A 13,087-nucleotide genomic window follows, 5' to 3' on the forward strand; every position below is an offset into this window, starting at 1 on the left:
CGCGGATCCAACGGCATCGCGACGCACTAGCCCGGAGTGGCCTCCGGGCTAGTGCCCAGGTTCGCTGGCGTCTAGCGTCGAATCTACGTCACTCCACCGTCACGCTCTTGGCCAGGTTGCGCGGCTTGTCGACGTCGGTGCCGCGCGCGCAAGCCGTGTGATAGGCCAGCAGCTGCATGGGCACGACGTGCAGGATGGGCGAGAGCCACCCGTAGTGCTCGGGCATGCGGATCACGTGGACGCCCGGTTCGGTGCGGATGTTGCTGCCGGCGTCTGCGAATACGTACAGGTGGCCGCCGCGTGCGCGGACTTCCTGCATGTTGGATTGCAGCTTCTTGAGCAGGGCGTCCTGCGGGGCGACCGTGATGACGGGCATCTGGTCGGTCACGAGCGCGAGCGGGCCGTGCTTGAGCTCGCCTGCTGGATAGGCCTCGGCATGGATGTAACTGATTTCCTTGAGCTTGAGCGCGCCTTCGAGCGCGATCGGATAGTGCATGCCGCGCCCGAGGAACAAGGCGTTTTCCTTGCGCACGAACTCTTCCGCCCAGGAGATGATCTGGGGCTCGAGCGCCAGCACGGCCTGGATGGCAACGGGCAAGTGGCGCAGCGTGCGGATGTGGTCTGCCTCCTGTTCGTCGGTCAGGCGGCCCTTGATCTTGGCCAGGGTGAGCGTCAGCAGGAACAGGCCGACGAGCTGCGTCGTGAAAGCCTTGGTCGACGCGACGCCGATTTCCACGCCGGCGCGGGTGAGGAAGTTGAGCTTGCACTCGCGCACCATGGCGCTGGTGGCGACGTTGCAGATCGTGAGCGTATTGGCCATGCCCTGCTGCTGCGCGTGCTTCAGGGCGGCCAGCGTGTCGGCAGTCTCGCCTGATTGCGAGATGGTCACGACCAAGGCCCGCGGGTTGGGCACGCTCGTGCGATAGCGGTATTCACTGGCGATTTCGACGGCGACCGGCACCTGCGCGATGGCTTCGATCCAGTACTTGGCAGTCAGGCCGGCGTAGTAGCTCGTGCCGCAAGCCAGGATGAGCACCGAATCGACTTCGCGGAAGATTTCGTCCGCAGATTCGCCGAACAGTTCGGGGGTAACGGTTTCGATGTCTTGGAGAGTGTCTCCGATGGCGCGCGGCTGCTCGAAGATTTCCTTCTGCATGTAGTGCCGGTAGGGGCCCAGGTCTGCCGCCGCCGTATGGGCGACGACCGTGCGCACCGGGCGCTCCACTTGGTTGCCGTCGGCGTCCACGATCCAGACGCGTCCCAACTGGAGGTCGACCACATCGCCGTCTTCCAGATAGATGATGTCGTTGGAGGTGCCGGTCAGCGCCAGCGCATCGGAAGCGAGGAAGTTTTCGCCCTCACCGACGCCTACCACGAGTGGGGAACCGTGGCGGGCGCCCACGACGCGATGGGGTTCATCGCGGCAGAATGCCGCGATGGCGTAGGCACCCTGCAGGCGCTTGACGGTTTGTTGCACCGCAGAGAAGAGATCGCCGTCGTACAGGTGATTGAGCAGGTGGGCGATGACTTCCGTGTCTGTCTGGCTTTCGAATTCGTAGCCATAGCCCTGCAGTTCGGACCGCAGGTCTTCGTAGTTCTCGATGATGCCGTTATGCACCAGCGCCACGCGATTGCGGCCGTTGCGGTCGGCCGAGAAATGGGGGTGGGCGTTATTGGTGGCCGGCGCGCCATGGGTGGCCCAGCGCGTGTGGGCGATGCCTGTGAATCCGGTCAGCTGTTCTTCGCCGACCAGGGATTCCAATTGCGCCACCCGCGAGGTGCTGCGGGTGCGGCGCAATTCTCCGTCTAGGTGGACGGCAACGCCGCAGGAGTCATAGCCGCGGTATTCGAGCCGCTTCAGCCCTTCGATCAGGACGGGAACGATGTCGCGTTGGGCGACGGCGCCGACGATGCCACACATGGTGCTTTTCCTTGGGATACGGTGCAGTGCGGCAAATTCTGGTACTTTTGGGATGAAATGTAATTGCTAAATTTGCTTGAATTCTTATAAAAATTTCACATTCACCTGATGATGAAATATTCTTTCATAAAGACGCCGACAATGTATTTTTGCTTCTAGCGTTCCATGACCGCACCGTTTCCGCTTGACGACCTGGACCGTCGGATCTTGTCCATCCTCCAGAACGACGCCACCCTGACCAACCAGGACCTTGCCGCGCGCGTCCATGTCTCGGCGCCGACTTGCCTGCGGCGCGTGCGGCGGCTGGTGGATGCGGGCGTCATTGAAAAACACGTAGCCATCGTGTCGCCGGAAAAGGTCGGCGCCGGATTGACCGGCATCGTGGAGATCACCCTGGATACGCAGGCGGCCGAGCGATTGGCCGAGTTCGAGGCGGCCATGGCGGCCGAGGCGGCAGTGACGCAGTGCTACCGGGTTTCCACCGGCCCCGATTTCGTGCTGGTGGTCCAGGTGCCTGACATGGCGGCATATCACGCCCTGGTGCACCGGGCATTTACGGCGCGGAACAATGTGCGCAACGTTCGCACTTTTTTTTCCGTCCACCGGAGCAAGTTCGATACGCGCGTGGCGCTGTGAGCGCCCGCCGCGGGCAGGCGCGCCCGCGGGGCCGGGGGGCAAGCGCTTTATGGCTTTTTGGTGGGCCGCTGCCAGCCGGGGATGGTGGTTTGCCGGACCCGGGAGATCGTGAGCTGGCCGGCCGGCGCATCGTGGGTCAAGGTGGTGCCGGCGCCCAGTGTCGCCCCCTTGCCTACCGTCACCGGCGCGACGAGCTGGGTGTCAGAGCCGATGAACGCGTCGTCCTCGATCACTGTCCGCAGTTTGTTGGCGCCGTCGTAATTGCAAGTGATGGTGCCTGCGCCGATGTTCACTCGCGCGCCTACGGTGGCATCGCCCACGTAGCTGAGATGGTTGGCCTTGGAGCCGGTATCGAAGCTGCTGTTCTTGACCTCGACGAAGTTGCCGATGTGGGTCTGGTCGCCGAGCGCAGTGCCGGGTCGCAGCCGGGCGTAGGGGCCGATCCGGGCGTTGGCGCCGATGCTTGCGCCGTCGAGGTGGCTGAAAGCCTCCACGCGCGTGCCCGGGCCGATGCGCACGTCACGCAGCACGCAGTGCGGGCCCACCTGCACGCCGTCGGCCAGTTCCACGGCGCCCTCGAACACGCAGCCTACGTCGATGAAGACGTCCCGGCCGCAAGCCAGGGTTCCGCGCAGGTCGAAGCGCGCCGGGTCGGCCAGCGTGACGCCCGCCTCCAACTGGCGTTCGGCCTGGATGCGCTGGTAAATGCGCTCCAGCTCGGCCTGCTGGACGCGGCTGTTCACGCCCAAGGTCTCCCACTCGTGGTCTGGCGCCGACGCCAGCACTGGCACCCCTTCGGAGACGGCCATGGCGATGATGTCCGTCAGGTAGTACTCGCCTTGGGCGTTGTCGTTCTTGAGCGCGCCCAGCCAACGCTTGAGCGCGCCGGTCGGAACGGCGACGATGCCGGTATTGACCTCGCGGATGGCGAGTTCTTCGCGGGAGGCATCTTTGTGCTCCACGATGCGGGCGATGGCGCCGTCGGCGCCGCGCACGATGCGCCCGTACCCGGTCGCGTCGGCCAATTCAACGGTCAGCACGGCGACCGAGCGCGGCCGCGAGGCCTGGGTGTCGAGCAGGCGCTTCAAGGTCGCGCTGCCGACCAGGGGGACGTCGCCGTAGAGGACCAGCGTGACGTCCTCGTCCGCCTCGCCTCCGGCCAGTTCGGGAACGGCTTGCTGGACGGCGTGCCCGGTGCCGAGCTGAGGTTGCTGTAATACGAAGCGAAGGTCCGCATCGCGCTCATAATGGCGCCTGACCGTTTCGGCGCCGTGCCCGACCACCAGCACGATGCGGGCAGGGTTCAACGCGCGCGCAGCGCTCAGGACGTGGGTCAGCATGGGGCGGCCCGCCAATCCGTGGAGGACTTTGGGCAAATCGGATTTCATGCGTTTGCCCATGCCGGCGGCCAGGATCACGATGTTGAGCATTTTTGCGGCACTACTCCGAGTGGCGATTAGTCAAAGCGTGGCAGTTTAAGACAGCTTCGAGACAAACTGATGATTCGAAGTGTATTGATCGTTGTCATCCTCGCGCTGCTTGCAGGCTGCAGTGCCGTCAAGCTGGGCTACAACAGCGCGGAGAAGCTGCTGGCGTATCGGCTGGATGATTGGTTCGACCTGCCGGACGCCATGCGGGAGCCGGCGCGGGAGCGCCTGCATCGCGTGCTCGCATGGCACCGCAGGGAAGAGCTGCCGCGTTATGCGCAACTTCTCCGGGAAGCAGAGCGGCGGCTGGAAGAACCCCGGCCGCTGCAGGCGTCGGAACTGCTCTCCCTGCAAGAGCGGGTGATGGCCCATCTGCTCGAACTCGGCAAGCGTGCGGCCGACGAGTTCGCGGACGTGCTGGTGCAGTTTGGACCGGCGCAAAGACGGCGTCTATTGGCCCGGTTGGATGAGCTGGACGAGGAGTTCCGCGAAGAGTATGTCGAGGCGCCCGCCGCCGAGGTGCGCCGGCGGCGCATCGAGCTCATGATCGATCGCTATGAGTTTTGGCTGGGCCGGTTGTCGCGGGGCCAGCGCGCCCTCGTCGAGCAATGGGTGGACGCGCATCCGTCGGATGCCGCTTGGCGATTGCAACTGCGGCAAGCCCGGCAGCGTGCCTTCCTCGGAATCCTAGAGGACGCAGCGCAGCGGCAGTCCCCGGAGCAGTTGGCGGCCCGGCTGCGGGCGTTTCTTGCGGACGTGCACACGCCGGGGGAGGCGCAGGCGCGCGCCCGCCAGGAAAAGTGGGAGCACGCGCGGGCGCAATTGACGGCCGAGCTATTCAATGCTGCCACGCTCGCCCAGCGCGAGCGGGCGAGGGAGCGCTTGCGCAGGCTGGCCGAAGACTTCCTGGACTTGTCCCGGCAGCGGGGTGCGCGCTGACGGGTAGCTGCACAAGGCGACGGCGGGTTTCAGCCGGCCAGCAGTTTCTCGATTTCCCGGATCACGCGCGCGTCGGTCGGCTCGACGGCACTCGGGAAGGACGCGACCGGCTTGCCATCGCGGGCGACCAGATACTTGTGGAAGTTCCACTTGGGCGGCTGCCCCGTGGCTTGGGCAAGCGCCGCGAATAGCGGATTGGCGCCCTCTCCCTTGACCACCGATTTGGAGAAGATGGGAAACTTCACCCCATAGGTGTTGAAGCACAGGTCGGCGATCTGTTCTTTGGTGCCGGGCTCCTGTTGCCCGAAGTCGTTGGAAGGAAAAGCAAGCACCACCAGCCCGCGCTCGCGATACCTGGCGTAGAGCCGCTCCAGGCCCTCGTACTGGCGCGTGTAGCCGCAATAGCTCGCCGTGTTGACCACCAGCAGGACCTTGCCCCGGTACTGGCAAAGATGCTGCGGTGCTTCGTCCTGCAGGCGCGGAAAACTCACGTCGAGCAGGGCGGGGCAGGCAGAAGGACCGGCGGCATCGGCCGAGCGGGCGGTGGGTGGGGCCAAGGAAAGTACCGCGGCGGCGAGCAGAAGCGCACTCAGCCAGGCCAGGCGCCGGCGGTCGGGACGGGCGGCGCTTACGGAGTGGAACGGTTTCATGTACGGCTCCTCCGGCAGGCGCGCACCGTCAAAGGAAAACGGCGAGCACGCCTGCGTACCAATATAGCCGGTCTTTGAAGATTTCGCCGTTGGCGTAGAGGCCGATCAGGGGCAAATCGCCCAGCTGCTCGTGGACCAGCTGCATTTCTGCAGAAGGGCCGCCAAAGAGCGTGCCGGTGCGGCCAAGGCAGGAGATGTAGAGCGCACCGCGCACCCGGTGCATGCCGCCGTATTCGGATTCGATCTGCGCACGCAGCGCGGTACACGCGCGGACCAAGTCGGCCTGCGCTGCGCCCCGGTCCCGGCGGCAGAAGACCACGTGGTCGGCCGCCTCCAATTCCGTGCCGATGGCCAGTGCGCCTTCGTGCGGGTCGACGCCGATCAACGGCCGCACCTGGTAGTCGCCATGCATGAAGGCGTCGCCCGTGCCCATGCCGACGAAAGTACCCTGCAGCATTTGCACCGCCGTCGGGATTTGGCCGCCTGGCGCGTAGGCGCCGCGGTGGGGGCCGGCCTTGAGGGGCAGGCCCATGTCGCGCATGAGCACCTCGAGCGCCGGTGCGCCATCTAGCCGGCTGAGCCGGTGCCCGGTTGATTCGGTGATGCGGTGCACGGGGCCGATGGGTTGGCAGCTTTGGCTGACCCGGCTGACCACGGTGACGTTCTCGGATAGCACGACGCCAGACAGTCCGCCTGACAGGACGCGGTTGGCGATGGTGGTCTGGGGGTGGCGGCTGCTGGAGACTCCGCCGAAGACGGCGGCACCGGCCAGCTTGCCCAGCATGTCCTGGATCAGGTCCGGCAGGTCAGGGGTCGCGGCATCGGCGTGGACGAGGGCCGTCCATGCGGCGCGGCGGCCGTCCGGCGTCCGGGCTTCCCGCCCGGGCGGCCGCGCGGCCCCGGAGAAAATGCGAAAGTCGTCGGGAGCGAAATCGGCCAGCATCAGCGCCATAGCCGGTTCGTCGATGTATTCGGCCATGCCGGCGGCGATGCCCACGCCAATGGCGCCTGTCCAGTGCGTCACACCGGTGCGTTCGCGCAGGAAAGCGAGAATCTCGGCCGCTTCGGCGGCGTGGTGGTCCGTCAAGTACAGAAAGCCCAACGTAGCGCCTGCACCTGCGCCGGACCGGCTGGCCCGCTCGATCTGGGCAAGGCACAGCGAGGCCGACATGCGCCAGTCGGGGTGCGTGGCATGGGCCCAGGGGAACTGCCCGCTCATGGCTCGACTAGGCCTTCGGAGGCCGCGCGCGGCGTGGCGCGGGGCCGCCGGGCTTGGCAGCCGGCTTGCGCGCGCCAGACGGCTTGGCGACGCTGGTTTTCGACTTGGACGCGGGGGCGGGCGACGGCGTGCCAGGCCCAGCCGTGGCGACGGCAGCGATGCGGTCGAACTGTTCCTTCAGCATGTTCCACCAGGCGCCCGCTCCCGGCGCTTCGGCGGCAGCGTTGGGCTGGGAAGCCGATGAGGCGTTGCCGGCGGCACCGGGCTGCGGTTCGGCCGGCTTGCGCAGTCCGAGCGCGACTTCCAGCGGCGAGGGGGGCGCCTCTTGGCTGCCGCAGGCCTGGGCCGCACCGGCTGCCTGGGCGAAGGAGCGCAGCGTCGAGATGGTGGCGCGCTGCACTTCCAGGCCTTGGATGGTTCCGCGCAGCATGGTGAGGTTCAGGTTCAGCCAGTTTTCCACGGCCCGCAAATCTGCGAGGCGCCGGTCGAGTTCGTCCAGCCCCGTCGTGGGCGAAACCGGCGCCTGCGACAGGGCGCCGAGCGAGGCCCAGACTTGCCGCATCATCTCCAAGCTTTGCAGCACCGGGTTGGCGACGTTGGAATCGCCTCCCGGCAACTGCAGGCCCGGGATGCCGAACGGATGGGCAGTGCCGGAAGCGTCGGAGGATGGAGGTGCCATGGCAATTCCCTTGGTCGCAGGGCGCTACTCGGGCGCCGCGACAACCTGATCGATGGCGCCGAACAGGCTGGCGCCGTTTTCGTCGAACATTTCGATGCGGATAGTGTCGCCGAATTTCATGAACTCGGTGGTGGCGACCCCATCGGCGATGATTTCCCGGCACCGCTTCTCGGCGATGCAGGCATAGCCCACCTGGGGATCCTTATTGGAAATAGTACCCGAGCCGACGATGCTGCCCGCTCGGCAGTTGCGGGTCTTGCAGATGTGCGCGATCAGCCGCGGGAAATTGAAGACCATGTCCGTTCCCGCATGCGGCCGGCCGACCACCTTGCCATTCCACGTGACGACCAGCGGCAGGTGCACCATGCCGTCGCGCCAGGCATCGCCGAGCTCGTCGGGCGTGATGGCGACTGGCGAGAACGCCGTGGCGGGCTTGCTCTGGAAGAATCCGAAGCCTTTGGCCAATTCGTTCGGGATCAGGTTGCGCAGCGAAACGTCATTGGCCAGCATGATGAGACGGATGGCGTCGGCTGCTTCGGCTGGCGTGGCGCCCATGGCGACGTCCCCGGTGATGACCGCTACTTCTCCCTCGAAGTCGATGCCGAAGGCCTCCGAGGGGCAGACAATGTCGTCGGTGGGGCCGAGGAAATCGTCGCTCCCGCCCTGGTACATGAGCGGATCGGTCCAGAAGGTTTCGGGCATCTCGGCGTTGCGGGCCTTGCGGACCAGTTCCACGTGGTTGACGTAGGCTGAACCGTCCGCCCACTGGTAGGCGCGCGGCAGGGGCGCGGCGCATTTTTCCGGCTCGAATTCGAACGCACGCGGGGCCCGCCCCGCGTTGAGGGCGTCGTAGAGGTCCTGCAACTGCGGCGCCATGAAATTCCAGTCGTCCAGCGCCCGTTGCAGCGTGGGCGCGATCTCAGTGGCGAAATGGGCAGTTCGCAGGTCGCGCGAGACGACCATCAATTGGCCGTCGCGCGAACCGTCGCGGTAAGAAGCGAGTTTCATGGCTGCGTGATAGCGATGGAGAACGAGAAGCGAACAGTAACATGACACGGAAAGGCGTTCCGTAGCAGTCGCTAACAGCCTGCGGACGAGCGTCCGGTACGATAGAGGCGTTTCCCCCAGGCCGTGATCGACATCCGCCCGCCATGCATTCCATCTTCCGCTCTTCCCGTCGAGATCTCTTGCGCGCTGGTGCGGCGTTCGCCCTGGCTGCCGTCGCCCCACGCGGCATTGGCGCCGAACGCCGCTTGCCTCCGCCGTCTGCCGTATTGACTTACCAGCTCAGCGCGTCGGCCAAGGGCTTCAAGATCAACGCCGACAGCACCCTCGAATGGCGTCTTGGCGGCAGCGAGTATCGGATCGTCAACCGCGGCAGTTTCCTCTTCTTCAGCTTCGAATGGGAGAGCACGGGCAACATCGGCGAGGCCGGCCTCGCGCCGAGCCGCTATCGCGAAATGCGCAACAAGCGGGTCAAGATCACGGAGTTCGACTCGGCCTCGGGTCGGCTGAAGCTGCCCAGCGGAAACGAAGAGGCGCTGCAGCCCGGCACGCAGGACCGCCTGTCCGTGCTGCTGCAGCTTGCCGCCATCGGCCGCGCGGAAGGCGGGGCCTTCGCGAACGGCAAGGTCGTGTCTTTCCGCGTCGCCGGTTCCAGTCGTTCGGACAACTGGCACTTCCGGGCCGCGTCGCGCGACCAACTCTCCACGCCCATGGGCGACGTCGAGGCCGTGCACCTGATTCGCGAGCGCGACCACGACGACGGCCAGAAAATCGAGGTGTGGCTGGCCCCGGCGCACGACTGGTTGCCTGTGCGTGTGCTGTCGAACGAAGCGGACGGGGATTTTCTCGACCAGGTCGTGCGCAGGATAGAGCGGCCGTAGCGCGCGGCCGCTCTGTGGGGCCCACGGCCGCGCGCCGACCAGCGGCCCGCGAACCGATGGGCATGGCGGGCTGCCGCGGCCGCCGCCGCTCAGGGCAGTACGCGGACCTGGTCCACGATCTCGGTCGTGAACGCCGAGCGGTAGTCGACTTTCGGGCTCAGCAGTTTCTCTTGCACCATGAAGTCGTAGGTTTTCTTCCAGCGTTCGTCGGTCATGGTCAGGAGCCCGCGGGCGCGGGCGTCCCCGCCGTCGACCAGGCCGGATTGGCGCAGGGCATTGACGCCATAGTCGAGCAGCGCCTGCGTCATCTGCGGGTTGTCTTTCAGGATGAGGGCGTTGCCGGGCGCTGGGTTGCGCAGGTAACTCTTCCAGCCTTCGGCGCTCGCCTCGACGAAGCGCCGGATGGCGTCCTTCTTGGCCGCCAGGCCGGACCGGGTGGCGACGATGGTCTGCGCGTAGGGCGGGTAGCCATAGTCGCCCAGGAGGAAGACGGTAGGCTTGAAGCCGCCTTGGGTCTCTATCGTGAACGGTTCGGAGGCAAGGTAGCCCTGGACGGCGGAGTTCTTGTCTACCAGGAAGGGCTGTACCGAGAAGGTATACGGCTTCTTCTGGGCGTCGGTGAAGCCGTACTTGGTCTTGAGCCAGGGCCAGTAGGTGGTTTCGCTGGCTTGGCCGATGTAGAGCGTCTTGTCCTTGAGGTCGGCCAAGGTCTTGGGGCCGGGATGCGAAACCAGCACCGTGGGCGATTGCTGGAAGGTGGTCGCCACCGTCACCAGGGGCAGGCCTTGCTCGACGCCCTTGTAGGTTTGCAGGTCGTCTCCCATGGCAACGTCGTATTGGCCTGCCAGCAGCAGTTGCAGGACGTTGACCTGGGGGCCGCCCATCTTGATGGTGACGTCTAGGCCGTGTTTCTTGTAAATGCCTTCGGCAACGGCTTGGTAGAAGCCGCCGTGTTCGGCCTGGGCGTACCAGTTGGATCCGAATATGAGCTTGACGGGAGCCTCGGCGTGGGCGAGGTTCGCTAAAGCCAGCGCCGCGGCGGCGCACACTGTGCGGACGATCGGGAAGGCTATGCGCATCGTGCGTGTTCCGTAAGAAATAATCCTAGGGCGTGCAGCATAGTACCGATGTAGGCGGCATCTTGCCATCCGGCGTGCCGAGATGGCCGGCAGGGGTCGTCCGTTCCGCGGTGCTCAGTTCGTTTCGTGCCAGCGCGCGAGCGCGACGCGGGAAAGCAGCGTCATGGCAGCAAAGAGCGCAACCCCTGCAAGAGTGATCAACAAGAGCGCGGCGAACAGGCGAGGGATGTTGATCTGGTATCCGGCCTGCAGGATTTGGTAGGCCAGGCCGGTCTGCGAGCCGCCCGTGCCGGCCACGAATTCGGCCACCACCGCGCCGATCAGGGCCAGTCCGCAGGCGATCCGGAGGCCTCCGAAGAACGCAGGCAGCGCCGAGGGGATGCGCAGGCGCCACAGGATTTGCCAACGGCTGGCACGCTTGAGGCGGAAGAAATCCATGAGCCCCGGGTCGACGCTGCGCAGGCCCAGCACGGTATTGCTGATGATGGGGAAGATGGCGACGATGGTGGCGCAGAGCGTCAGGGCCGCGAGCGTATTCTTGACCCAGATGATGATGAGCGGTGCGATGGCGACGATGGGCGTGACCTGCAGCAGCACAGCATAGGGGAACAGGCTGGCCTCGATGACCCGGCTCTGCACGAACAGGAACGCCAGCAACACACCCAGCACCGTGGCCGCGAGCAGGGCAAGGCCGGTGATTTCCAACGTGATCCAGAGCGACCTGCTGAGCAGCTCCCAGTCCTGGATCAGGGCATGGACCACGTCCACCGGCGAGGGCACCAGATAAACCGGGACGTCGAAGGCGCGGACGGCGCCGTGCCAGAGCGCGATCACGATGAGTGCGACCAGTACCGGCGCACCCAGCCTCAGGCCGGTGTTCATGCCCATCCTCCAGCGAGCGCGGGGCGCCGAAGCCGCGTGGTCATTGCTGCCCCTCGAGCAGGGCGGCTTGCAGGCGCGCCGCTTGCATGGCAAAGCCCGGCGAGACGCGGAACGCCGCATCTCGGCTAGGCGCGTCGATCGCAATGTCGGCAATGATGCGTCCCGGACGCCGCGACATCACGATGACGCGGTCCGACAGGTAAACGGCTTCGAAAATGCTGTGGGTCACGAAGACCACGGTCAATCCCTGGTTGGCCGCCAGCCCCAGCAATTCGTCGTCGAGGTGCTGCCGGGTGATGTCGTCGAGCGCGCCGAACGGTTCGTCCATCAGTAGCAGCTTGGGTTCGGTCACGAGGGCGCGCGCGATGGACACGCGCATGCGCATGCCCCCTGAAAGTTCGCGGGGCAGGGCATCGGCGAAATCAGCCAGGCCGACCCGCTCGAGTGCATGGCGCACCCGCTCATCCCGCGCCTGCTTGCCCGCCCGGCGCCCACCGCGCTCGAGGTCCAGGGGCAGCCGCACGTTCTTGGCAACCGAGGCCCAGGGCATCAGCGTCGGGTCTTGGAAAACGTAGGAGAGCTGGCTTCCGTCCGCCCGCCGGAGCAGGGAGCCGGACGTGGGCGCGTCCAACCCGGCAAAGATGCGCAGCAACGTGGTCTTGCCGCAGCCCGACGGGCCCAGCAGGGTGACGAACTCCCCCGCCCGCACGGTCAAATCCAGGGGCGCCAGGGCTTCCACGCCGTTGGCGAAGCGGCGTGCGACCCCCCGCGCTTCGAGGACGGGGGGCGCGTTCAACCCGCTTGGCCGGTGCGGAAGAATCGCACCGTTCGTTCCGTGAGGCCGGCTGCCTCGTCATCGCCGCAGCCCGGGGGCGCAGGCTGCGGATCCACCTGGTCGAAGGCCACGTCCCCGTTCGGGTCGGGCACGCCGGTAGGCCGGAGATTGACGAAGTCGAACAGATTGCGATCGAGCAGGTGCGAGGGCGTGACGCGAGAGAGGGCATTGAAAATGTTTTCCACGCGTCCGGGGAAGGCGCGCTCCCATTCGTCGATCAGCCGTCCGGCTTCTTTGCGTTTGAGATTCTCCTGCGATCCGCACAGGTTGCAGGGGATGATGGGGAAGGCCTTCCATTGCGCATAGGCGATGAGGTCGTCTTCCTTGATGTAGGCGAGCGGCCGGATGACGGTATGCCGGCCGTCGTCGGAGACCAGCTTGGGCGGCATGCTCTTGAGCTGTCCGCCGTAGAACATGTTCAGGAAGAACGTCGCCAGGATGTCGTCGCGATGATGGCCGAGCGCGATCTTGGTTGCCTTGAGCTCATCGGCGACCCGGTACAAGATCCCCCGCCGCAGCCGCGAACAGAGCGAGCACATCGTCTTGCCTTCCGGAATGAGGCGCGTGACGATCGAGTAGGTGTCCTGCGTCTCGATGTGGAATGGCACGCCTTTTTCGGTCAGGTAGCGCGGCAGGACGTCGGCCGGAAAGCCCGGCTGCTTTTGATCGAGGTTGACCGCGACGATGTCGAAGTCGATGGGCGCGCGTTCGCGCAGCTTGAGCAGGATCTCCAGCATGCCGTAGGAGTCCTTGCCGCCGGACAGGCAGACCATCACGCGGTCGCCGGCCTCGATCATGTTGAAGTCGGTGATTGCCCGGCCAGCCTCGCGCAACAGGCGCTTTTCGAGCTTGATGCGTTCGCGCTCGAGCTTGAGCCGCGCCCGGCCGGCGTCCGGGGCGTTGGCGACGGCGGAGTCGATGGCGTTCATCTCAT

At 65.9% G+C, this 13,087-nt stretch carries 13 protein-coding genes; 3 read left to right on the forward strand and 10 right to left on the reverse strand.

Going from position 1 to position 13,087, the window contains the following annotated elements:
- Window positions 1–88: 88 nt before the first annotated feature.
- Complete coding sequence (glmS, locus tag Q0319_RS17530; RefSeq protein ID WP_299454816.1) at window positions 89–1,921, reverse strand: glutamine--fructose-6-phosphate transaminase (isomerizing); 1,833 nt, start codon at window positions 1,919–1,921, stop codon at window positions 89–91.
- A 165-nt stretch (window positions 1,922–2,086) separates the two neighbouring features.
- Here glmS and Q0319_RS17535 point away from each other — a divergent pair, with 165 nt between their 5' ends.
- Window positions 2,087–2,557, forward strand: coding sequence for an Lrp/AsnC family transcriptional regulator (locus Q0319_RS17535; protein WP_299454819.1), 471 nt, complete (start codon window positions 2,087–2,089; stop codon window positions 2,555–2,557).
- Between the two features lie 47 nt (window positions 2,558–2,604).
- Here the strand turns inward: Q0319_RS17535 and glmU are convergent, their stop codons facing one another.
- Entirely contained in the window at window positions 2,605–3,987 is a 1,383-nt protein-coding gene (gene glmU / locus Q0319_RS17540; protein ID WP_296471135.1) for a bifunctional UDP-N-acetylglucosamine diphosphorylase/glucosamine-1-phosphate N-acetyltransferase GlmU, read from the reverse strand.
- A gap of 69 nt (window positions 3,988–4,056) precedes the next feature.
- On the opposite strand from glmU, the gene Q0319_RS17545 reads away from it, so the two are divergent.
- Entirely contained in the window at window positions 4,057–4,923 is an 867-nt protein-coding gene (locus Q0319_RS17545) for a DUF6279 family lipoprotein (protein WP_299454823.1), read from the forward strand.
- Between the two features lie 29 nt (window positions 4,924–4,952).
- Here Q0319_RS17545 and Q0319_RS17550 read toward each other — a convergent pair whose 3' ends face one another.
- From Q0319_RS17550 to Q0319_RS17565, 4 genes are read right to left on the reverse strand one after another with little or no spacing between them, the layout of a single operon-like run.
- A complete protein-coding gene (locus Q0319_RS17550) occupies window positions 4,953–5,573 on the reverse strand; it encodes a glutathione peroxidase (RefSeq protein WP_296468728.1) in 621 nt (206 codons plus the stop codon).
- A gap of 28 nt (window positions 5,574–5,601) precedes the next feature.
- Window positions 5,602–6,792 (reverse strand): FIST N-terminal domain-containing protein, encoded by a 1,191-nt coding sequence (locus Q0319_RS17555; RefSeq protein ID WP_299454825.1) that lies wholly within the window; start codon window positions 6,790–6,792, stop codon window positions 5,602–5,604.
- A gap of 7 nt (window positions 6,793–6,799) precedes the next feature.
- The gene (locus tag Q0319_RS17560) at window positions 6,800–7,471 is read right to left on the reverse strand and encodes a PhaM family polyhydroxyalkanoate granule multifunctional regulatory protein (protein WP_299454827.1); all 672 of its coding nucleotides are present in this window, start codon (window positions 7,469–7,471) and stop codon (window positions 6,800–6,802) included.
- Window positions 7,472–7,495: 24 nt separating this feature from the next.
- On the reverse strand, window positions 7,496–8,479 hold the full coding sequence (locus Q0319_RS17565; protein ID WP_296468735.1) for a fumarylacetoacetate hydrolase family protein: 984 nt from the start codon (window positions 8,477–8,479) through the stop codon (window positions 7,496–7,498).
- 143 nt (window positions 8,480–8,622) lie between these two features.
- On the opposite strand from Q0319_RS17565, the gene Q0319_RS17570 reads away from it, so the two are divergent.
- Window positions 8,623–9,357, forward strand: a complete 735-nt coding sequence (locus tag Q0319_RS17570) for a DUF3108 domain-containing protein (RefSeq protein ID WP_296468737.1) — start codon at window positions 8,623–8,625, stop codon at window positions 9,355–9,357.
- Between the two features lie 89 nt (window positions 9,358–9,446).
- Here Q0319_RS17570 and Q0319_RS17575 read toward each other — a convergent pair whose 3' ends face one another.
- The 4 genes from Q0319_RS17575 to ttcA form a co-directional block, all read right to left on the reverse strand.
- On the reverse strand, window positions 9,447–10,436 hold the full coding sequence (locus Q0319_RS17575; protein WP_299454830.1) for an ABC transporter substrate-binding protein: 990 nt from the start codon (window positions 10,434–10,436) through the stop codon (window positions 9,447–9,449).
- Between the two features lie 114 nt (window positions 10,437–10,550).
- Window positions 10,551–11,318, reverse strand: coding sequence for an ABC transporter permease (locus Q0319_RS17580; RefSeq protein ID WP_296468741.1), 768 nt, complete (start codon window positions 11,316–11,318; stop codon window positions 10,551–10,553).
- Window positions 11,319–11,358: 40 nt separating this feature from the next.
- The gene (locus tag Q0319_RS17585; protein WP_296468745.1) at window positions 11,359–12,114 is read right to left on the reverse strand and encodes an ABC transporter ATP-binding protein; all 756 of its coding nucleotides are present in this window, start codon (window positions 12,112–12,114) and stop codon (window positions 11,359–11,361) included.
- On the reverse strand, window positions 12,111–13,082 hold the full coding sequence (gene ttcA / locus Q0319_RS17590) for a tRNA 2-thiocytidine(32) synthetase TtcA (protein WP_296468747.1): 972 nt from the start codon (window positions 13,080–13,082) through the stop codon (window positions 12,111–12,113). Before ttcA ends, Q0319_RS17585 begins: the two co-directional genes overlap by 4 nt.
- Window positions 13,083–13,087 lie beyond the last annotated feature (5 nt).

Origin of the sequence: uncultured Pigmentiphaga sp., assembly GCF_937950555.1 — a bacterium.
Lineage (GTDB): Bacteria > Pseudomonadota > Gammaproteobacteria > Burkholderiales > Burkholderiaceae_B > Pigmentiphaga.

Coding starts and splice junctions, on each gene's coding strand:
- ttcA (WP_296468747.1), bottom strand. CDS start 13,082: ATGAACGCCATCGACTCCGCCGTCGCCAACGCCCCGGACGCCGGCCGG.
- Q0319_RS17555 (WP_299454825.1), bottom strand. CDS start 6,792: ATGAGCGGGCAGTTCCCCTGGGCCCATGCCACGCACCCCGACTGGCGC.
- Q0319_RS17560 (WP_299454827.1), bottom strand. CDS start 7,471: ATGGCACCTCCATCCTCCGACGCTTCCGGCACTGCCCATCCGTTCGGC.
- Q0319_RS17550 (WP_296468728.1), bottom strand. CDS start 5,573: ATGAAACCGTTCCACTCCGTAAGCGCCGCCCGTCCCGACCGCCGGCGC.
- Q0319_RS17565 (WP_296468735.1), bottom strand. CDS start 8,479: ATGAAACTCGCTTCTTACCGCGACGGTTCGCGCGACGGCCAATTGATG.
- Q0319_RS17545 (WP_299454823.1), top strand. CDS start 4,057: ATGATTCGAAGTGTATTGATCGTTGTCATCCTCGCGCTGCTTGCAGGC.
- Q0319_RS17580 (WP_296468741.1), bottom strand. CDS start 11,318: ATGAACACCGGCCTGAGGCTGGGTGCGCCGGTACTGGTCGCACTCATC.
- glmU (WP_296471135.1), bottom strand. CDS start 3,987: ATGCTCAACATCGTGATCCTGGCCGCCGGCATGGGCAAACGCATGAAA.
- Q0319_RS17570 (WP_296468737.1), top strand. CDS start 8,623: ATGCATTCCATCTTCCGCTCTTCCCGTCGAGATCTCTTGCGCGCTGGT.
- glmS (WP_299454816.1), bottom strand. CDS start 1,921: ATGTGTGGCATCGTCGGCGCCGTCGCCCAACGCGACATCGTTCCCGTC.
- Q0319_RS17535 (WP_299454819.1), top strand. CDS start 2,087: ATGACCGCACCGTTTCCGCTTGACGACCTGGACCGTCGGATCTTGTCC.
- Q0319_RS17575 (WP_299454830.1), bottom strand. CDS start 10,436: ATGCGCATAGCCTTCCCGATCGTCCGCACAGTGTGCGCCGCCGCGGCG.